The following is an 18,012-nucleotide window of genomic DNA, read 5'->3' on the forward strand; positions in this document are numbered from 1 at the left end:
GACCTATATTCATCAATTCACTATTTTGTTATTCTGTCAATGCGTAAGTCCTAAATGTATAGAATTACTTTTACTGGATAATTTAAGACTAAATAAAAATAGTAATGAGTTAGATAGGAATTGTAAATGCTTTATTCCTGTAATAAACCATATATCTGATAGTGTAAATAAGGCCGCAACTAATATATCAAAAAAATTTGAAGTACATCGTAAAAGTAATACTAAAAGTGTATTTAGGCAAGTATTTATAGAAAATACTGATCTTACTTGGGAAGCACTAGAGATACGTAGAGATCGAATAAATCCATCTGGAAATATAAGTAATTTAACAAATAAATTAAACAAAAAAGTTGATTCTCCAGATGAATTTAATAGAATTTTGGAACTATTGATAACATCAAGAGAGATGTCAAAACTTATTGTAGATATTATAGAAAATAAATCTGGAAATGAACGAGATATTGAAGTTCAAAAGCTACTTAATAGAATAGTAGCAGTAGATAATCTGAAAAATATTCCTGAAATATGGAAAGATAATCAAAGTAATTCATCCGAAGAATTTTGGCATAAATTTTTTGAAGAAAACTCACTTATGCTTGGACAAATTTTTTCTATACCAGTCACTATTTTTGGTTCTAAAGCTTATGTAGGTGGAAAAGGAATACATAATAGTGGTGGTAAAGTCATTGACTTTATTATGGTTAATAAACTAACACGAAACACAGCATTGATAGAAATTAAAACACCTACGACAAAACTTCTTGCTGGGAGCGAATATAGGTCTGAAGTCTATGCAAGTTCTAGTGAAATATCAGGTGCTATAAATCAATTATTAACAAGTCGAAATTCTTTAATCCAAGATTATAATAATCTTGTTCAGCATTCTCAAGAAAAATTTGATGTTTTTAGCCCCCAGTGCATTCTAATTGCTGGTAATGCAAAGCAAGAATTATGTAATAGTGATAAAAAGCGAACTTTTGAACTTTCTCGGTCTAACTCTCAAGGTGTACAGATTGTTACTTACGATGAAGTTTTTGAAAAATTAGATACTTTAGTTAATCTTTTAGAAGGTAAATAATTTAGCTAATTCCTTTCACTTTCCATCTTAATTATACCTATTCTTCCTTTGCGCCTTTGCGTCTTTGCGCGAAAAAAAGGGATAAGCCCAAAAGCCCATCCCCAAAAAAATCAACTAATCAAAATATCAAGTACCAGACTGCCAAGAATTGATATACTCAATTTGATCTGCTGTCAAACTATCAATGAAAATACCCATAGCTTGCAACTTCAAACGAGCAATTTCTTGATCAACTTCAACAGGAATAGAGTGCAAACCAGGCTCTAACTTACCCTTATTCTTCACCAGGTATTCACAAGCTAAAGCTTGGTTAGCAAAACTCATATCCATAACTGCGCTTGGGTGTCCTTCAGCAGCAGCCAAGTTAATCAAACGTCCTTGTCCGAGAACGACAACTGATTTACCGTTTGTCAACTTATACTCTTCGGTGAAAGGACGGACTTCCTTGATTTCCTTAGCATTAGCAGCCAAGTATTTCAAATCTAGTTCCAAATCAAAGTGACCGGAGTTACAAACGATCGCACCGTCTTTCATCACATCGAAGTGTTCACCCCGAACAACGTGCTTGTTACCAGTCACAGTAATAAAGATATCACCAATAGATGCAGCTTCCGCCATTGGTAGGACGCGGAAACCATCCATAACGGCTTCAATTGCCTTGATGGGGTCGATTTCGGTCACGGTGACGTTTGCGCCCATTCCACGAGCGCGGAGGGCTGTACCCTTACCACACCAGCCGTAACCAACAACAACAACGTTCTTACCAGCTAACAAAATATTTGTAGCGCGGATAATCCCGTCTAAGGTAGATTGACCAGTACCGTAGCGGTTATCAAAGAAGTGCTTGGTGTCAGCGTCGTTAACGTTGACTGCGGGGAAAGTCAGAACGCCATCTTTGAACATGGCGCGTAAACGCACAATACCTGTGGTGGTTTCTTCGGTTGTACCAATCAAATCGCTGATTTGATTTTGGCGTTCTTGTACCAAAGTTGCAACCACGTCACTACCATCATCAATGATGATATTGGGGCGATGATCTAAAGCAATTTGGACGTGGCGATTATAGGTGGCGTTATCTTCACCTTTTTGAGCAAAAACGGGAATTTCGTGGTCTAAGACGAGGCTAGCGGCTACGTCGTCTTGAGTTGATAAAGGATTACTCGCAATTAACAGCGCGTCTGCACCACCAGCTTTGAGCGCGATCGCTAGATGTGCTGTTTCTGTGGTAATGTGGGCGCAAGCTACCAAGCGTAACCCAGCAAAGGGTTTTTCAATGGCGAAGCGATCGCGGATTTGCCGTAAAACTGGCATTTCGCGTCCAGCCCATTCAATACGCTGTCTTCCCAAGGGAGCGAGGCCGAGGTCTTTAACCTCGTGCTTTAATCGGGGAGATGTTGCGGTCATTAAACAGTTTCCTCAAAAAAAAGTAACAAGAGCTACGTAATTTTACACGCACTCCTCTAGAGTATGCCACGACTCAAGAAATTTGGCTGTAATTACCAAACAGCTAGTCAAAGCTTCCGTGAACTAGCCTGAAGGTTGATAAGCTTCATGTTAACTGCATCGTTGGCTTTTTTCTTTTAAGTTTATTTTTGGTAAAAGTATTACAAAGATTTCTCTAAACTATTACTCGCGATAGATGAAGTCGATTGTCAACTATCTAAAGACAAGTAACTCAAAATAATTTCACCATGCAAAACCACACTGAAACTCAAAAATTCAACTTTTGATAGGTACAATTACCGAATTTAATCGTAGAGGATACTAGGGAATTAATTAGAATTTAGGAGGTGTTTGAGTGCGCGTGAAATTTTTGGCGATCGCAGGTTCAATGGTTGTCGCTGTTGTATCTGTACCAAAAGCTACAGCCCAGATTCCTCTTTTACCTCAACTACCAGCTGCGAGCAGTCCAGGCAATGATACTAGTAACAGAACTGTTTCAGACTGGGTATATTTAGATGGTCGCCGTTTGTTCCAGATAGCAGCAACAAAGAACAATTTTTCTGCCCGTTCGCAGAATATCCAGAGTAATTTGGCTGATATCAGCCAAATATTCTTTCAAGCAGATGCACAAAAAATTGAGGTCAATACTCGAATAGTCAACGGATTACCAATAATTGAAGTCAATGGTAAATACTTGATGACCGTGACTACCGCAGATGCGAGACTGCAACAGCTAGATACCTCAATCTTGGCAGATCAAATTGCTGAAGATTTAAGAACAGGCTTAGAACGGGCTAAACGAGAGCGACGACCTCAATTTCTGATCAATCAGGGTAAAATTGCTGGTGGTATCGGGTTAGCAATTATTGTAGCTAGTTGGGGGGTGTATTGCTGGCAGCGACGTGCCAAAAAAGATCCCGTAACTACACTTCCGCGAACTGCACGCAACGCTCAGAATATCACAACTCAACTAAATCAACAGCAGCACCAGCATTTTCAAGAAGTCAAAAAACGCCTGTTTCAATTCACTCAAGCTGGGATTTGGGGCGGTGGAAGTTTTACAATTTTGGGTTTATTTCCCTATACACGCATACTACAAGTGGGGATTGTCACCGCCGCTCAAATTCCTCTGAAGTTGGGTGTCGTGTTACTGGGAACTTATGTCGTGATCCGTTTAAGTTATGCCCTGATTGACCGCTTCACTTCTACCTTGATTAGCAGTGGTGCTTTACTCAACTCAGAAACTTCTGAACGTATACAACTACGAGTTTCTACATTTTCTGGGGTGACTAAAAGTATTGTCACCATTATCTGGGTAGGGGTTGGCATCTTAATGGGGTTGATTTTCTTTGGGATAGATATTGTTCCCTTGCTAGCAGGTGCTGGTTTAGTGGGTGTGGCGTTGTCCTTGGCTTCCCAAAGCTTAATTAAAGATGCGATTAACGGCTTTTTGATTATTATCGAAGACCAATATGCTCTAGGCGATGTGATTGCTGTCGGAGATTTCGGCGGCTTAGTAGAAAATCTCAATTTGCGGATGACTCAACTGCGCGATGCAGAAGGACGCTTGATCACTATTCCCAACAGTGAAATTAAAGTGGTCGCTAATCTTTCTAGCCGTTGGTCAAGAGCAGATTTAACAATTCCCGTGGACTACAACACTGATATTGATCAAGCTTTGCAGCTAATTAAAGACGTAGCTTTGGAGATGGATCAAGACATACAATGGAAACGCCAAATTGTCGAAACACCTCAAGTATTAGGTATAGATAATTTTGGCGATCGCGGTTTAATGATTCGGGTATGGATTAAAACCCAACCCCTCAAGCAATGGGATGTCGCACGAGAATATCGCCGCCGTCTGAAAATTGCCTTTGACCGAGCCGGAGTCCAGATTCCTGTACCACAACAAGCAATCTGGGTTAACGATCTTCGGTTGCTCGATTCTCATGCAACACAGGTGATAAGTGACAGGTGATAAGAAAGAGAATTTGACTAAGTTAGTTAATTAACCTGAGTGCGGGATAAGACAATTGTTTCGGAAAATGTGCGGGTATCAGTTTTATCGTTTTCCTCCATCTGCTTAACCACGAACTCAGGTTAATGTATAAAAATTTGGCTAGCGATCGCTAGCCAAATCCAAAGATTTCTGAATAAATATTAGGTAAAATTTAAGTTGTGTACTCAGCGTTGATTTTTACGTAGTCGTAACTTAAGTCACAACCCCAAGCTTTACCACTACCGTGACCATTCCCTACACTGACAGAAATTAACACTGTATCCTCTTTGAGATATGCACCGGCGGCGGCTTGTTTTAAGTATGCGCTGGCGGCGGCGCGGTCAAAGGGTTGGGGTTGACCATTTTCAAACAGGAGAAAATCTCCTAATTTAATTTGCAGATTTTCTTGCTCAAAGGGTACATCTGCACGTCCGGCGGCGGCGGCGATGCGTCCCCAGTTGGGGTCACGACCAAAGATTGCAGATTTAACTAAGGATGAACCGGCAATGGTTTTGGCGATTTGTCTGGCTGAGAGTTCGTCATGTGCGCCTGTGACTTGCACCTCTACAAGACAGGTTGCACCTTCACCATCACGGGCGATCGCTTTAGCTAAATGCTGGCATACTGCTGTTAGCATGGCCTCTAATTTTTCGGCTTCTGCACCCATCTCAGTAATCGCTGGGGTGCGGGATTCACCATTGGCTAAGGCAATTAAGCTATCGTTAGTGCTGGTGTCACCATCTACAGTAATGGAATTGAAGCTTCTATCAGCCGCCCTACTTAACATTTCTTGCCACAAGTGAGGCGAAACGGCTGCGTCACAGGTGACAAAGGCTAGCATAGTGGCCATGTTGGGATGGATCATACCAGAACCTTTAGCAATGCCACCAATACGGACTGAACGCTCACCGATAGTTGTTTCTAGGGCAATAGATTTAGGGACTAAATCTGTAGTAATAATTGCTCCGGCTGCTGTATCTGAACCAGTTTCAGATAGTGCTGCTACTAATTTGGGAATCCCACCCCGTAAGGCATCCATTTTCATACGCTGACCAATTACCCCAGTAGAAGCCAAAAGAATCAATTCGGGGGTAATATTTAACTCTTTGGCTAATAACTCCGCACTTTCTTGGGCATCAAGCACACCTTGGCTACCTGTCGCGGCGTTGGCTTGTCCCGCATTGCAGAGAATAGCGCGCGCAATAGCTTTACTTTGCAAGTGTTGGCGACAATAATCTACACAGGCGGCTCTAACTTGGCTGGTGGTGAATACACCAGCTGCGATCGCTTCTACATCTGATACTATCAAAGCTAAATCAGGCAACCCCGAAGGTTTCAACCCTGCGGTGATACCTGCCGCCCTATATCCTTTCGGTGCTGTAACTCCACCAGTAATTTCCTGCCAGTCTGCCATTTTTCCCACCCTTACAACTAATTAGCAGCTTGACTGGCGATTATACCAATTAAAGAGTGCTGTTAGCGGTAGCGCGGCGTTTAGCCGGTGCTGAGTGCTGAGTGAGGAGTGCTATTCACACTTTTCTATCAAAAAAGGAGAGCTACTTGGGCAGCTCTCCAGATCATCAGGGTGCATCTACTTAGCACAGTATACCACTTCTGCACTGAGGTGTAACACCCATTATTTATTATTTGTATAAATAATATTAAGAAATTTCACTGAGGATACGGAAATCATGACCATCAAAATTATTGATGGTAGCTTTAATTACTATTGACGCAATATCATTCAAGAGTTCTTGTATCATTCTCATCACAGTAGAGGTGACACCCTAATCAACAAAGGTATTCAATTATTCAGTTTGGTTTACTGGTCTATAATGTTTGCAAAAACCTGTTATGTCATTAACTACAGGAAACCTTCTGACTTTTCACGGGATCTGGAAAACCCCTCGCCATAGAGCGAAGCTCTTCTCGTAGAGTACCTCTCCCCTACAAGGAGAAGCCACTGCGTTGGGCGGGTTTCCCGACTTGTTCGCGAAGCGTCTCGTTGGCGCAGCCTCTCGTAGAGAAGAGAAGCAAGTGGCGTAGAGGCTTTAACTTTTCCCCCTTCCCTGGTAGGGAAGGGGGTTAGGGGGTTAGGTTTCGCGTTAGCTTTTCCACATAATGTGAAAAGTCAAGAAACCCTGGGTTAAGAAACAAGGAGAGTCACTTGGGTAACTCTCCAGATCATCAAGGTGTATCTAATACAAACAGAATAGCTTTTCAAGTGTCAGAGCTAACACTGGCTTTTCTGTAGTTTTGGTAAAAATATTGTGAAGAAATGACTGAGAAAATACTGAGATTAGCCATTTAGTTTCTTTTCTACCAATTCGTTTGTTAGTTTGGGGTCAGCCCGTTTGTTGGTCTTTTTCAGGACTTGACCGACGAAGAAGCCCTTGAGGTTAATGTTACCGCTACGATATTTTTCTAGTTCTTTGGGGTTGGCGGCGATGACTTCTTCAACGATGGGTTCTAGTACACTAGAATCTGTGATGAGTTCTTGACCTGCAAAGGCTTTTTCGGGAGATAAACCTGTTAGCAAGTCTGGTAACTTTTGTTTGGCTTGGGCGTTACTGATTTTGCCGCTTTCAATCAGCTTAATTACCTCAGCCAAGTTAGCGGGAGTCAAAGCAATTTCAGTGATGCTGAGTTTTTGCTTGTTGAGGTAGGCGGCAATATCTTGAGTAATCCAGTTAGCGGCTGTTTTGGGATTTGCACCGGCGGCGATGGCGGCTTCAAAATATGCAACTACAGAAACTTCCTCTGTCAAGACTCGCGCATCGTAAACAGAAAGCCCCAACTCAGTCTCGTAATGGTGGCGTTTTTGGGCTGGGAGTTCGGGTATTTCACTGCGCCATTGAGTTAATTGTGCTTCTGATACCTCAATTGGTGCTAAGTCTGGTTCAGGGAAGTAGCGATAATCGCTAGAACCTTCCTTAACCCGCATACTGATGGTGCGTTGTGAACCTTCTTCCCAGAGGCGGGTTTCTTGGATGATGCGTTCCCCGGCTTCCACGGCGGCAATTTGACGTTCAATTTCGTACTCAATTGCCCGTTGAATGGCGTTGAAGGAGTTCATATTTTTAATTTCTACCTTCGTACCAAATTCTTTTCGTCCTACGGGACGCACTGAAATGTTCACATCACAGCGTAGAGAACCTTCTTGCATATTGCCATCGCTGACACCGAGATAGCGCACAATCCGGCGTAATTCTTGGGCATACTCGGCGGCTTCTTGTCCTGAACGGATATCTGGTTCAGAAACAATTTCTACCAATGGCACACCTGCGCGATTGTAGTCTACCAAAGAATAGGTAGAACCAGAAAGGCGATCGCTACCTGCGTGTACTAATTTACCTGCGTCTTCCTCCATGTGCAACCGCGTCACCCCAATTCGTTTGCGCGTGGGGTTTCCCTCTGCATCTACTAATTCAATTTCTAACCAACCATGTTCCGCAATGGGCAGGTCATATTGAGAAATTTGATAATTTTTGGGTAAATCAGGATAAAAATACTGTTTACGGTCAAATTTGCTATATTTAGCGATTTGGCAATTTAAAGCTAGCCCTGTTTTAACCGCATATTCTAAAACTTTTTGGTTAAGTACAGGTAAAACGCCTGGTAAACCCATACATACTGGGTCAATATTGGTATTAGGGTCAGCACCAAACGCTGTAGAGCTATTAGAGAAAATCTTAGTATTTGTACTTAGCTGACAGTGGGTTTCTAAACCAATAATCGCTTCATACTCAGTTTTTACACTCGTAGCAACAGTCATAATATTACAAATTCAAGAAATTCACGTAGATTCTTATTTTAACTCTGAGAGCGTAGGGATTGGGGACAAATCAATTCAAAATTCACTCATCATGCCCTCAAACGAAGTGAAGGGTCAAAATTCAAAATTAAATAACTGAGGATTGGGGAAGATAAAGAAAAACTTTTGCTAATGATAATTTTCTGTTCTCATACTTGTAAATCCTGCTAAATAACCATCTTCCATGTGAATGATGCGATCGGCAATATCTAAAATCCGGTTATCGTGAGTGACTAACAAAATTGTACAGCCTTGTTCTTTGGCTAATTGCTGCATTAAATTGACTACATCTCTTCCTGATTTACTATCTAACGCAGCTGTAGGTTCATCGGCTAATACTAGTTGAGGATGATGCACTAAAGCCCGTGCGATAGCAACTCTTTGTTTTTGTCCGCCGGAGAGTCCATCAGGATAATAATCTAGTCTTTCTCCTAAGCCAACTGTGGTTAACATAGCGGCGGCTTTGGTTTGTGCTTCCTGAAAAGAAACACTATTGTTCATTTCAAACGGTATTTGGACATTTTGTTGGGCTGTGAGAAAACCCAATAAGTTATGCGATTGAAATATATAGCCAATATTGCGGCGCACTTGTACCATGTCATTTTTACTTGCGCCCCGAAGTTCTTTGTCTAAGATTTTTAGGCTACCTGATTGTACAGAACGCAAACTACCAATCAGTGTCAGTAAAGTCGTTTTACCTGAACCAGAAGGGCCGGTCATGATGACAATTTCTCCCGGTTTTATTTCTAGATTGATATCAAAAAGAATCTGCTTTTTGAGCGAACCTTCACCGTAATAGTGATTGAGATGAGAAATAGCGATCGCAGATGACATAATAATTCCTAATTCCAAATAACAAGCAACTAAAAAATGTCAGCAGGGTCAGCCGCTTGTAATTTTCGCATGGCTATAGATGCTGAAATGGTACACATCAAAGTTGTGAGAATAAATATAAATATGGCTCTATCTAAAGTCATCATGATGGGTAGTAATGTTGCTTGACGCGTAATCATATATAACCCTTGAGAAATCGCAATTCCCGGAATAAAGCCGATGGCTGCTAAAATTAAGGCTTCTTGAAAGACAATGACTAGTAAATATCTATTTTTGAAACCGATGGCTTTGAGTGTTGCATATTCTGGTAAGTGATCAGAAACATCGCTATAAAGAATTTGATAAACAATCACTGCACCAACTATAAAACCAATAATCGCTCCTAAAGTAAAAGTGAATCCTACAGGGGTGCTAGTGTTCCAAAAGCTTTTTTCCTGAGCGATTAACTCTTGTTTGGAGAGAACTTTGACATCTGTGGGTAAGTTGGCTTTCAAATTAGCAATTACCCAATTTATATCTGCTCCAGGTTCTAGCTTAATTAGTCCAAAGTCTATTAATCCTTGCTGTCGTCTTTTGTTAGCAAATAAGCGCAGAAAATTGACATCACTAGTAATGATATTGCCGTTGATGCCAAAAGATGTTCCTAATCTGAATAAACCAACAACATTAACTTGACGATTGTTTAATTCTGTGGTGACTTGCTTTTCACCTTCAAATTGAGAAACAATCGTACCAAATTCTTGACGAGAACCACGATCAAATAAAACTGTCTCTGGTTCTCTTAGAAAGTTTAAATTTTCCTGTACACCCGGTAAATTAACTACTTTTTCCTCTGGATTAAACCCAATAGCGAAAATTGCCCAAGTCTGTTGATTATCGGGATTTTTCCAAGGAACAGAATCTAAATATATAGGACTAACTGATTGCACACCTGTAAAACCTAATGCCTGATATAATCTCCGTTGCGAGAATTGATCCAGGGAAATCAAAGCCTTATAGCGAGAACTAACTAATACAATCTCACCTTCCAAACTGTTGTGAAGTTGTACTGCACCATCAAATAAAGCTTCACGAATACCAAGCTGCAAGAACATTAGCACATCTGCAAAGGCAATACCAGCGATCGCTACTAACATCCGTGCTTTTTCTCGTGATAATTGCAACCATGCTAAAGGAATTTTGCGTTTAAACATAATTAGTTACTCCCTACTCCCCAGTCATCGCAACTCTAACTTTAGAATTTGTTAAACCCTCTACCTTTTGACTCGACTCTGGGGTGAGGCGGATTTTAACTTCTACTACTCGTGAATCAATATCGGCTGCGGGGTCGGTGCTGAGTACGTCTTTTTTGGCTATCAGTAAGCCAATGTCATCTACTGTCCCTTCTAGTTTTCCTGGGAAGTTAAGTTGGGTGATAGTTGCACTTTGTCCGATTTTGACGCGATTGATGTCAACTTCATAAACTTCTGCAACGACATACATTTGATTAGTCTGTCCGATTTCTACAATCCCTTTGTCGCTGACTACTTCCCCACCCCAAGTCTGAATTTTGAGGATTTGACCGACTTTAGGCGATTTAACATAAGCTAAATCTAAGTTAGCTTGAGCTTCTTGTACGGCGGCTTTGGCATTTTCTACTTCTGCTTGTGCGGCTTGCACATCAGTGGGACGCACCTCTGCAATCTTTTCTAAAGTGGCTTTTGCTTGTTTGAGTCTTTCTTTGAGGGTTTCTGATGTTTGAGTCCGGTTAGCCACAGCCTCCTGTAAACGCTCTTGTGCTGTTTCTAGGGTTAATTTTTTGCTATCTCTCATAGAAGCAGAAACAGCACCTGTTTTTTGCAGATATTGGTAACGCTGATATTCTATTTCAGCATTTCTAACTTCGGCTTCTAAGCGTTTGACGGTCGCGACTCTAGCAACTACTTCTTGACGCAGTTTGGCTTCTAATTCAGATATTGTGGCTTGTTGAGCAGCAAGTTCTCCCTGTTTTGCCCCAGCTTTTACCTGTGCTAATTGTGATTGGGCAACTTTAACCTGTTGTTTGGCTCTATTTAAAGCCGCCAGCCGAATATCCCGATTATCTAGAATAGCAATGATTTGACCTTTCTGAATGCGATCGCCCTGTTTTACTAAAAGTTCTGCTACGCGATTACTACCAGTGGTCTGCGAAACCGATACTTGTATCACTTCCCCTTGGGGTTCTATCCGACCTAAAGCTGTCACTGCTTTCATTACAGGACGGCTGACAATGGAAGTAGCTTTTTCTCCAGAATTTCCCGCACTGGACAAAAAATACCATGAACTCGCACCACTAGCCACAGCTAAAGCCACAGCACCCACAATCAGAGTTCTATTGGGATACTTAAAATTCCTAACTCTATCTGGATGAAGGTTTTGCATAAAGTCCCCGCCGGAGTTGGAGCAATTAAATTTACTGTATACAACATTTATTATTAAAGTTTGTTTATTCAACTTGTTGTGTACATTTTCTAGTGTACACTTAAGAAAATATCTGTCAAGTATTTCCCTATGGGTTTATCGCAAGCAATTCTGACCTGTTTAATTGATGCTCCTCACAGTGGTTATGATCTGTCTAAGGTCTTTAGTGAATATGTAGGTTATTTTTGGCAAGCTTCCCAGCAACAAATTTACAGAGAACTAGGGAAACTGGAGTCAACAGGCTTGGTTGTGTCCGAAATTATTCCCCGTGAAGGTCGCCTAGACAAGAAAATTTACTCAATCACAGAACAGGGGAAGCAGCATTTAGTGGAATGGATGCACAAACCCAGTGAACCTGATGTCATTAGAGAAGATATATTAGTGAAGATTTTTGCTGGTAGTTTAGTACCAGTTGGTGTGCTGATAGAAGATGTAGAACGTCATCGGAGAGTTCATATAGACAAATTATCGACATATCGACAAATCGAGCAAGAACAATGTCCTTCATTAAAAGTATTAATTAAGGAAGATAAACTAAGAAATTTAGTTTTACAAGCAGGTATGAGATATGAACAAAGTTGGATAGATTGGTGTGATGAAACACTTGAATTATTAAAAAATCTACCCCCAGATTGAAGCAGATTTAGATAGTGTGGATTAAGCATCTATTTTTTAATAAAAAAATAGCATTTATAACTTAATTTATAAAAATTGTGAGACTGCATAAACCCAGTTTCTCCAATAGATTGGGTTTACGCAGTCTCAAATATGATTGGAAATCGCTACATAAATAAAACCCCGGAATTTTTCCAGGGCTGTCCTCGTGAACCACCATTTAATTTTTATCCAATTACTCCAGAAATGATAAAAATTATCTAGACATAATTCTCTTATTTATGTCTCAATAATGAGGTAATCTAAACTACTTTATTCGTTAGGTGGTAAGCTTAGAAATATACGGAATTAATCTAAATACAGAAAAATATACCCAGGGTTAAAGTAATTTTTAAATAATTATTTCCAGACATATTTCAGGTTTTTATGTCTAAGGAATCAATCTTCAGCACTTGCTTTATTCAACATATTAATCAAGAATGAAATCAGCCTCTAGCAATATAGCAGGCCATCTTGGTAATAACCTAACCTTATCCAATGTCCGTAGTCCGCGCAAGCGGACTTTTTTTATATCAACTATTATGTCTAAAACTTTGATGTTTTAGCCTTGATTAAATGAATTATCTAGGAGATAATCAAAACGCTATCTGACATAATTGTTAATTACAAAGGTAGCAATTAGCCCTTGTAGTTAGTCCGCTTTGGCGGACTTTATTTATACTGTTTATAGATTGTCATTGTTGTTATATCAAAAAACATAGATGTATCAATTCACTCCGGACTAGCTTAAAAAAGATAGCAGGGTATATTCATATTTCATCTTTAGTTGTGATTTTTTTTCATGAGGATCTGGATTGGAAATACTACTTCCAACAATATCGATGTAGATACCCCAATACCTATTGTTATATGTTCTGGTGTAGGTAGTTCATGCCAACTACTTATAGTCTAGTTAGAATAACTAAATGTAGAGTATTACTGGAGATAAAACTGTGGATAATTTAGGTAAAAAGAGATTAGAAACTGTGTTAGCAATTACCACTTACGCCATTGGTAGTGGTACGGCTTCAGTTACACCTACACCAGGTGGAGAAATTCCCAAACAGTTAATATTAACTACTTCCGATATCCTTATGTACACTGCTATTTGGAAGATTTACTTTGAAGAAGACTTATCAAGTAAGGGACTAATAGAAATCTTGGCAGAATTGGGTTTAGTGACATTTGGTGCTACGGGAACAGCTTATCTAGTGAGCAAAGCAACTACAGGAATTTTAAAAGAAATTACTAACTGGACTGGCCCTGTGGGATGGGGTTTTACATCTGCGATCGCAGGTTCTTTAAGCGGTTTATTTGGTGCTATTTGGGCAATATATTGTGATTACCTTTATTCTCGAAGAGAGCAGCCAGTTTAATTGATTAGTGTCCTATAGGTTTCGATAAGTTTAATTGGGAAATAGCTAATAGGTGAACTATCGACAGTTTATACATAAAACTGGAAATATATCAGATACGAACACAACAACTGATTCAGTTGTACAATAATTTCCTATTTCTCACTTGAACTTATCAACTAGACCTAAAAATAGTAACCAGGCATCAATTATCATCCCTTGATTTTCAATAAATGGCATTTACACTTAAGGAATAACTGCTGAGGAAAAACAATACATCTAATTATTTTCCTGCATTTTTCTAACTATTTTAGTTACTATGTTTCTGGGTATGAATCTTACCATTTTGGCTAGTATTTTATTCTCTAACCCAGGAATAACAATAGTTTTACCCTTCATTAAACCACGATAACCAATCTCTGCTACTGTTTGAGCATCCATCATATTTTTTTTCTTGATCAGCTTCGAGTCTGCCATTCCGGTTCTTTCATGAAAAGCTGATTCCGTTGTTCCTGGACACATAACTGTCACACTCACACCTGTACCTTCTAATTCATTAGCAAGTGCTTCGGAGAAAGATAAAACATAGGCTTTAGTCGCAAAATAAACTGCCATTAAAGGGCCTGGTTGAAAAGCAGCAGATGACGCGACATTTAATATTTTACCCTCACCTTGCTTGACCATACTTTTCAAAAATAATTTAGTTAAATGGGTAAGACATACTAAATTCACCTGGAGCATTTCCAGTTCATCATTAAGGCTTGTTTCATTAAACAATCCATAAGTGCCAAATCCCACATTATTGACGAGTACATCAACATTAATGCTCTCCTGCTGCAACTCTGTAAAAATTTCTTCAGGAGAGGTTGAACGAGATAAATCTTTACTAATAATTTTGAGAGAAATATTAAATTTTTCTTGAAATTCAGTAGCAATTTCTGTGAGTTTTAACTGATTTCTATCTACTAGTACAAGGTTGTAATTATCATGGGCAAAAATACGTGCTAGTTCGTAACCAATGCCGCTAGCTGCACCAGTAATCAGAGCAGTTTTCTTGTAGGACTGATCGTGTGGTTTATTCATATGTAATGTTATTGCAAGTAATAGTAATAGATTTTCTACTTAGTGTTTAAGTAATTCTTACTTAAGATATATACTTACCAATTGATATTTCTTAAATAAGATCAAACCCTACAACAGTATATTTAAAGTATTGCCATAATTCTGTATTAAGATATGCCAGTTGTAAAATTTCTCAGAGCAAATTTGAATAGCTTAGATTGTTTGATCCAGGTTATATTTTTATAGCGATTTACCATGCTTTGTAGTGACGTATAATAGCACAATACATTTCAGATAAGCCCAAAACTTTCATATATAGGCGCAATTTATCACGTCTTTTAGTGGGTTTAAAATAAACCTAAATCTACATATTTTGCTCAAAAATACCCTAGATTACTTAAAATTATCACTCTTGACAGAGTGTACCTAAACCTGGAAATATGCAACCTATATGCAAAAAATATATTCGTAAAACTTTCGTGAAAACAGACAGCATATTTTACCGATTGTTCCAAAGTTTCCCCGGTATTTTCTTTGAACTTATCGACCAGTCCCCAACAATAGCAAATATCTATCAATTTTCGTCAGTTGAAGTCAAGCAACTAGCATTTCGTATTGATGGGGTATTTCTCCCCAACAACAATACATTACCTATTTATTTTGTTGAAGTTCAATTCCAACCAGACAAAAAAATATATTCACGGTTCTTTACAGAAATCTTCCTGTATCTGGATAAAACCGAATTGCTCAATAATTGGCAAGGAGTAATTGTTTATCCTAGTAAAAGTATTGATATAGGAGAAACAGAAAGACATATTGAATTACTGACATCGCAACGAGTAAAACGTGTCTATCTTGATGAGTTAGACTCAACAGATGAACAGTCGATTGGTATAGAGACAGTCAAGTTAGTCATTGAACCAGAAACCACTGCGGGGATGAAAGCCAGGGAGTTAATAGTCCTTGCTCGACAACAAATAACAGATGAAATTACCCAACGGGACATTATACAATTAATAGAGACGATAATTATCTATAAATTTCCGAAAGTTAGTAGAAAGGAGATTGAGCAAATGTTAGGTTTAAGCGATTTAAAACAAACTAAAGTTTATCAAGAAGGCAAACAAGAAGGCAAACAAGAAGGTAAACTTGAGACTGTACCCTTTATGCTCAGTTTAGGTGCAACAGTAGAGCAAATAGCAGAGCAACTAGGCTTAGATATTGAACAAGTTAGACAAGTAGCTCAAAGCCAGCAATCACAGCAGCAAAAATAATCAATTGATTACAACAATTCTGTGATAGAAAACTGTCGTTGACGGTCTAATTCTTGTAGCTTTAGCTTTTCGGTATAAAAAGCTTGATAATAAGACTGCCATTTTTCTGGTTCAGCTTCTGGATCTGTTGCTTCCCACAGTTCCAAAAAGTGGCGATAACGCTTTTCTCTTAGCACTCGTTCCATACAAGCGATCGCAGCTTGCACAACTTGAGGAGTACGCATGATCTCTTTCTTCCCTTTCTCGTTGAGATGAAACAGATGAGAGATGATTGCTATATCTTCAGATAATTCTAAATATCTGTCTTGCAAACTAGAGATTAAATCTACCTGTTCCCCCATTAACTCTAAAATCTCTTGCCACAACAATCGATGGTGAGAAAGGCTAAATTCTAAATCTCGCTCTTCTAACGCTGCAACGATAGCTTGACGCTGTTCAGCACAATGCAAGTAAATCCCTAGTAACAAAGCTTCTGCTTGTTCTAGAAGGCTGCGGTCTTTGGGAATTAGGGATTGGGGAACTCGGGGCCCCCTCTGGGGATAAGGGGTAATGGGGACTAGAGAAAGTTTTCCTCCATTCCCTGTTCTTTTGATAGCTACAGGCTGAGAATATTTAGCCGTAGATGGAGTGATTTGAGTTAACAGATTTTCAACTCTTAAGGGTATAAGCCTCACATCACCTAAGCTGAGGATTTCTGCACAGTGAGAAACATAATAGTTACGTGTATCACCGTTAACTATATTTTTAAGTAGCTTCACAATTTGTTGTGTAACTTGTTGAAAATCTGTAGCCTGTTTTAAGTTACGGTCTTTGATAATTTGTTGAATCTGCCAATCTATCCACAGAGGCGCATTGACTAATAATTGTTCATAATCTTCAGGGTTATGGGAACGTAAATACTCATCAGCATCTTTGCCATCGGGAATATTGAGAATTTTCAGCTGAACTTCACCCTTGTAAGCTAAATCAGCTATTTCCCCAATAGCTCGTTCCGCCGCATTTGTTCCCGCCTTATCAGCATCAAAATTGAGTACCAATTGTTTCGAGTCGGTGTAGCGTAACATCAGCCTGACTTGTTCCAAACTCAATGCTGTACCAAGGGAGGCCACAGCATTATTAATACCCGCAGCGTGGAGAGCGATCGCATCAAAATATCCCTCCACTACCACCGCTTGATCAAGTTGGGAAATCCCAGCTTTGGCTTGATCTAAGGCGAATAAAGTTCTCCCCTTATTAAATAATTCTGTTTCTGGGGAATTTAAATACTTTGGTTGCTCGTCACTCAAAGTTCTACCACCAAAGGCAATCACTCGTCCTTGCACATCACGAATCGGAATCATCAGGCGATCGCGAAATACATCATAATACCCGCCGCCTTCCTTCCGGGGTTTAATCAAACCTGCCTTTTCCACCAACTGCACCGGATAGTGCTTATCTTCTACCAAATAGCGGTGGAGAGTTTCCCAACCAGGAGGAGCATAACCCAAGCCAAACTGCTGGATTGTAGCTTCATTGAAGAGGCGATCGCTGCGTAAATACTTGAGTGCCGATTGTCCTTGAGATTGACGCAAGGCGTGTTGATAAAACTGTGCGGCTGAAGCCAGAACCTCATACAACTGTTCCCGCAAAGATATCTGACGCTGTAACTCTTGGCGTTGTTCTGGTTCGAGGGTTTTGACAGGCACTTGGTAACGCCGTGCTAAATCTAACACCACCTCAGAAAAGGAGTACTTACCCAAATCCATCAAAAATTTAATTGCATTACCCCCAGCTTGACAGCCAAAGCAATAATACATTTGCTTAGTTTGGCTGACAGTAAAACTAGGACTTTTCTCATCATGGAAAGGACATAAACCGACGAAATCCTTACCACGTTTGCGTAACACCACATATTCTGATACAACATCCACAATATCAGCACGATGTTTAATTTCTTCAATTGTGTCTGGGTGTAAGCGCGGAATTTGCATATTAGTTAATGGTCATTAATCATTAGTGAATAGTCATGAATTTTTCTTCTCTGCCCCTCTGCTCCCCTCGTTCTTCCCCAACTTGGGAGA

At 39.7% G+C, this 18,012-nt stretch carries 13 protein-coding genes; 5 read left to right on the forward strand and 8 right to left on the reverse strand.

The annotated features are described in order from the left end of the window. Positions 1 to 1,078, forward strand: a 1,078-nt coding sequence (locus tag ACM0OR_RS14490) for a Shedu immune nuclease family protein (protein WP_414576948.1), incomplete at its 5' end; no start/stop codon positions are given. Positions 1,079 to 1,204: 126 nt separating this feature from the next. On the opposite strand, the gene ahcY is transcribed toward ACM0OR_RS14490, so the two are convergent. Then, entirely contained in the window at positions 1,205 to 2,482 is a 1,278-nt protein-coding gene (gene ahcY / locus ACM0OR_RS14495) for an adenosylhomocysteinase (RefSeq protein WP_414576949.1), read from the reverse strand. A 394-nt stretch (positions 2,483 to 2,876) separates the two neighbouring features. Here ahcY and ACM0OR_RS14500 point away from each other — a divergent pair, with 394 nt between their 5' ends. Beyond that, complete coding sequence (locus ACM0OR_RS14500; protein ID WP_414576951.1) at positions 2,877 to 4,499, forward strand: mechanosensitive ion channel family protein; 1,623 nt, start codon at positions 2,877 to 2,879, stop codon at positions 4,497 to 4,499. 193 nt (positions 4,500 to 4,692) lie between these two features. Here ACM0OR_RS14500 and argJ read toward each other — a convergent pair whose 3' ends face one another. From argJ to ACM0OR_RS14525, 5 genes are all read right to left on the reverse strand, one after another. After that, on the reverse strand, positions 4,693 to 5,934 hold the full coding sequence (argJ, locus tag ACM0OR_RS14505; protein WP_414576953.1) for a bifunctional ornithine acetyltransferase/N-acetylglutamate synthase: 1,242 nt from the start codon (positions 5,932 to 5,934) through the stop codon (positions 4,693 to 4,695). A gap of 885 nt (positions 5,935 to 6,819) precedes the next feature. Next, positions 6,820 to 8,295 (reverse strand): Asp-tRNA(Asn)/Glu-tRNA(Gln) amidotransferase subunit GatB, encoded by a 1,476-nt coding sequence (gatB, locus tag ACM0OR_RS14510; protein WP_414576955.1) that lies wholly within the window; start codon positions 8,293 to 8,295, stop codon positions 6,820 to 6,822. Between the two features lie 168 nt (positions 8,296 to 8,463). Beyond that, positions 8,464 to 9,168 (reverse strand): DevA family ABC transporter ATP-binding protein, encoded by a 705-nt coding sequence (locus ACM0OR_RS14515; RefSeq protein WP_414576957.1) that lies wholly within the window; start codon positions 9,166 to 9,168, stop codon positions 8,464 to 8,466. A gap of 29 nt (positions 9,169 to 9,197) precedes the next feature. After that, positions 9,198 to 10,361, reverse strand: a complete 1,164-nt coding sequence (devC, locus tag ACM0OR_RS14520) for an ABC transporter permease DevC (protein WP_414576959.1) — start codon at positions 10,359 to 10,361, stop codon at positions 9,198 to 9,200. Positions 10,362 to 10,374: 13 nt separating this feature from the next. Continuing rightward, positions 10,375 to 11,568, reverse strand: a complete 1,194-nt coding sequence (locus tag ACM0OR_RS14525; protein ID WP_414576961.1) for an ABC exporter membrane fusion protein — start codon at positions 11,566 to 11,568, stop codon at positions 10,375 to 10,377. A 129-nt stretch (positions 11,569 to 11,697) separates the two neighbouring features. Here ACM0OR_RS14525 and ACM0OR_RS14530 point away from each other — a divergent pair, with 129 nt between their 5' ends. Both ACM0OR_RS14530 and ACM0OR_RS14535 read left to right on the forward strand, forming a co-directional pair. After that, a complete protein-coding gene (locus ACM0OR_RS14530; protein WP_414576963.1) occupies positions 11,698 to 12,243 on the forward strand; it encodes a PadR family transcriptional regulator in 546 nt (181 codons plus the stop codon). A 971-nt stretch (positions 12,244 to 13,214) separates the two neighbouring features. After that, complete coding sequence (locus tag ACM0OR_RS14535) at positions 13,215 to 13,637, forward strand: hypothetical protein (RefSeq protein ID WP_414576964.1); 423 nt, start codon at positions 13,215 to 13,217, stop codon at positions 13,635 to 13,637. Between the two features lie 258 nt (positions 13,638 to 13,895). Here ACM0OR_RS14535 and ACM0OR_RS14540 read toward each other — a convergent pair whose 3' ends face one another. After that, positions 13,896 to 14,699, reverse strand: coding sequence for an SDR family NAD(P)-dependent oxidoreductase (locus ACM0OR_RS14540; protein WP_414576966.1), 804 nt, complete (start codon positions 14,697 to 14,699; stop codon positions 13,896 to 13,898). A 458-nt stretch (positions 14,700 to 15,157) separates the two neighbouring features. On the opposite strand from ACM0OR_RS14540, the gene ACM0OR_RS14545 reads away from it, so the two are divergent. Continuing rightward, a complete protein-coding gene (locus tag ACM0OR_RS14545) occupies positions 15,158 to 15,952 on the forward strand; it encodes an Rpn family recombination-promoting nuclease/putative transposase (protein WP_414576967.1) in 795 nt (264 codons plus the stop codon). A gap of 8 nt (positions 15,953 to 15,960) precedes the next feature. Here ACM0OR_RS14545 and dnaG read toward each other — a convergent pair whose 3' ends face one another. Beyond that, on the reverse strand, positions 15,961 to 17,922 hold the full coding sequence (gene dnaG / locus ACM0OR_RS14550) for a DNA primase (RefSeq protein WP_414576968.1): 1,962 nt from the start codon (positions 17,920 to 17,922) through the stop codon (positions 15,961 to 15,963). Positions 17,923 to 18,012 lie beyond the last annotated feature (90 nt).

Source organism: Anabaena sp. CCY 9402-a (assembly GCF_963920945.1).
Classification (GTDB): Bacteria; Cyanobacteriota; Cyanobacteriia; order Cyanobacteriales; family Nostocaceae; genus Trichormus; species Trichormus minutissimus.

Bases quoted from the DNA above. Each gene is read 5' to 3' on its own strand.
- ahcY (WP_414576949.1), bottom strand. From the start codon at position 2,482: ATGACCGCAACATCTCCCCGATTAAAGCACGAGGTTAAAGACCTCGGC.
- ACM0OR_RS14540 (WP_414576966.1), bottom strand. From the start codon at position 14,699: ATGAATAAACCACACGATCAGTCCTACAAGAAAACTGCTCTGATTACT.
- ACM0OR_RS14515 (WP_414576957.1), bottom strand. From the start codon at position 9,168: ATGTCATCTGCGATCGCTATTTCTCATCTCAATCACTATTACGGTGAA.
- dnaG (WP_414576968.1), bottom strand. From the start codon at position 17,922: ATGCAAATTCCGCGCTTACACCCAGACACAATTGAAGAAATTAAACAT.
- ACM0OR_RS14530 (WP_414576963.1), top strand. From the start codon at position 11,698: ATGGGTTTATCGCAAGCAATTCTGACCTGTTTAATTGATGCTCCTCAC.
- devC (WP_414576959.1), bottom strand. From the start codon at position 10,361: ATGTTTAAACGCAAAATTCCTTTAGCATGGTTGCAATTATCACGAGAA.
- ACM0OR_RS14525 (WP_414576961.1), bottom strand. From the start codon at position 11,568: ATGCAAAACCTTCATCCAGATAGAGTTAGGAATTTTAAGTATCCCAAT.
- gatB (WP_414576955.1), bottom strand. From the start codon at position 8,295: ATGACTGTTGCTACGAGTGTAAAAACTGAGTATGAAGCGATTATTGGT.
- argJ (WP_414576953.1), bottom strand. From the start codon at position 5,934: ATGGCAGACTGGCAGGAAATTACTGGTGGAGTTACAGCACCGAAAGGA.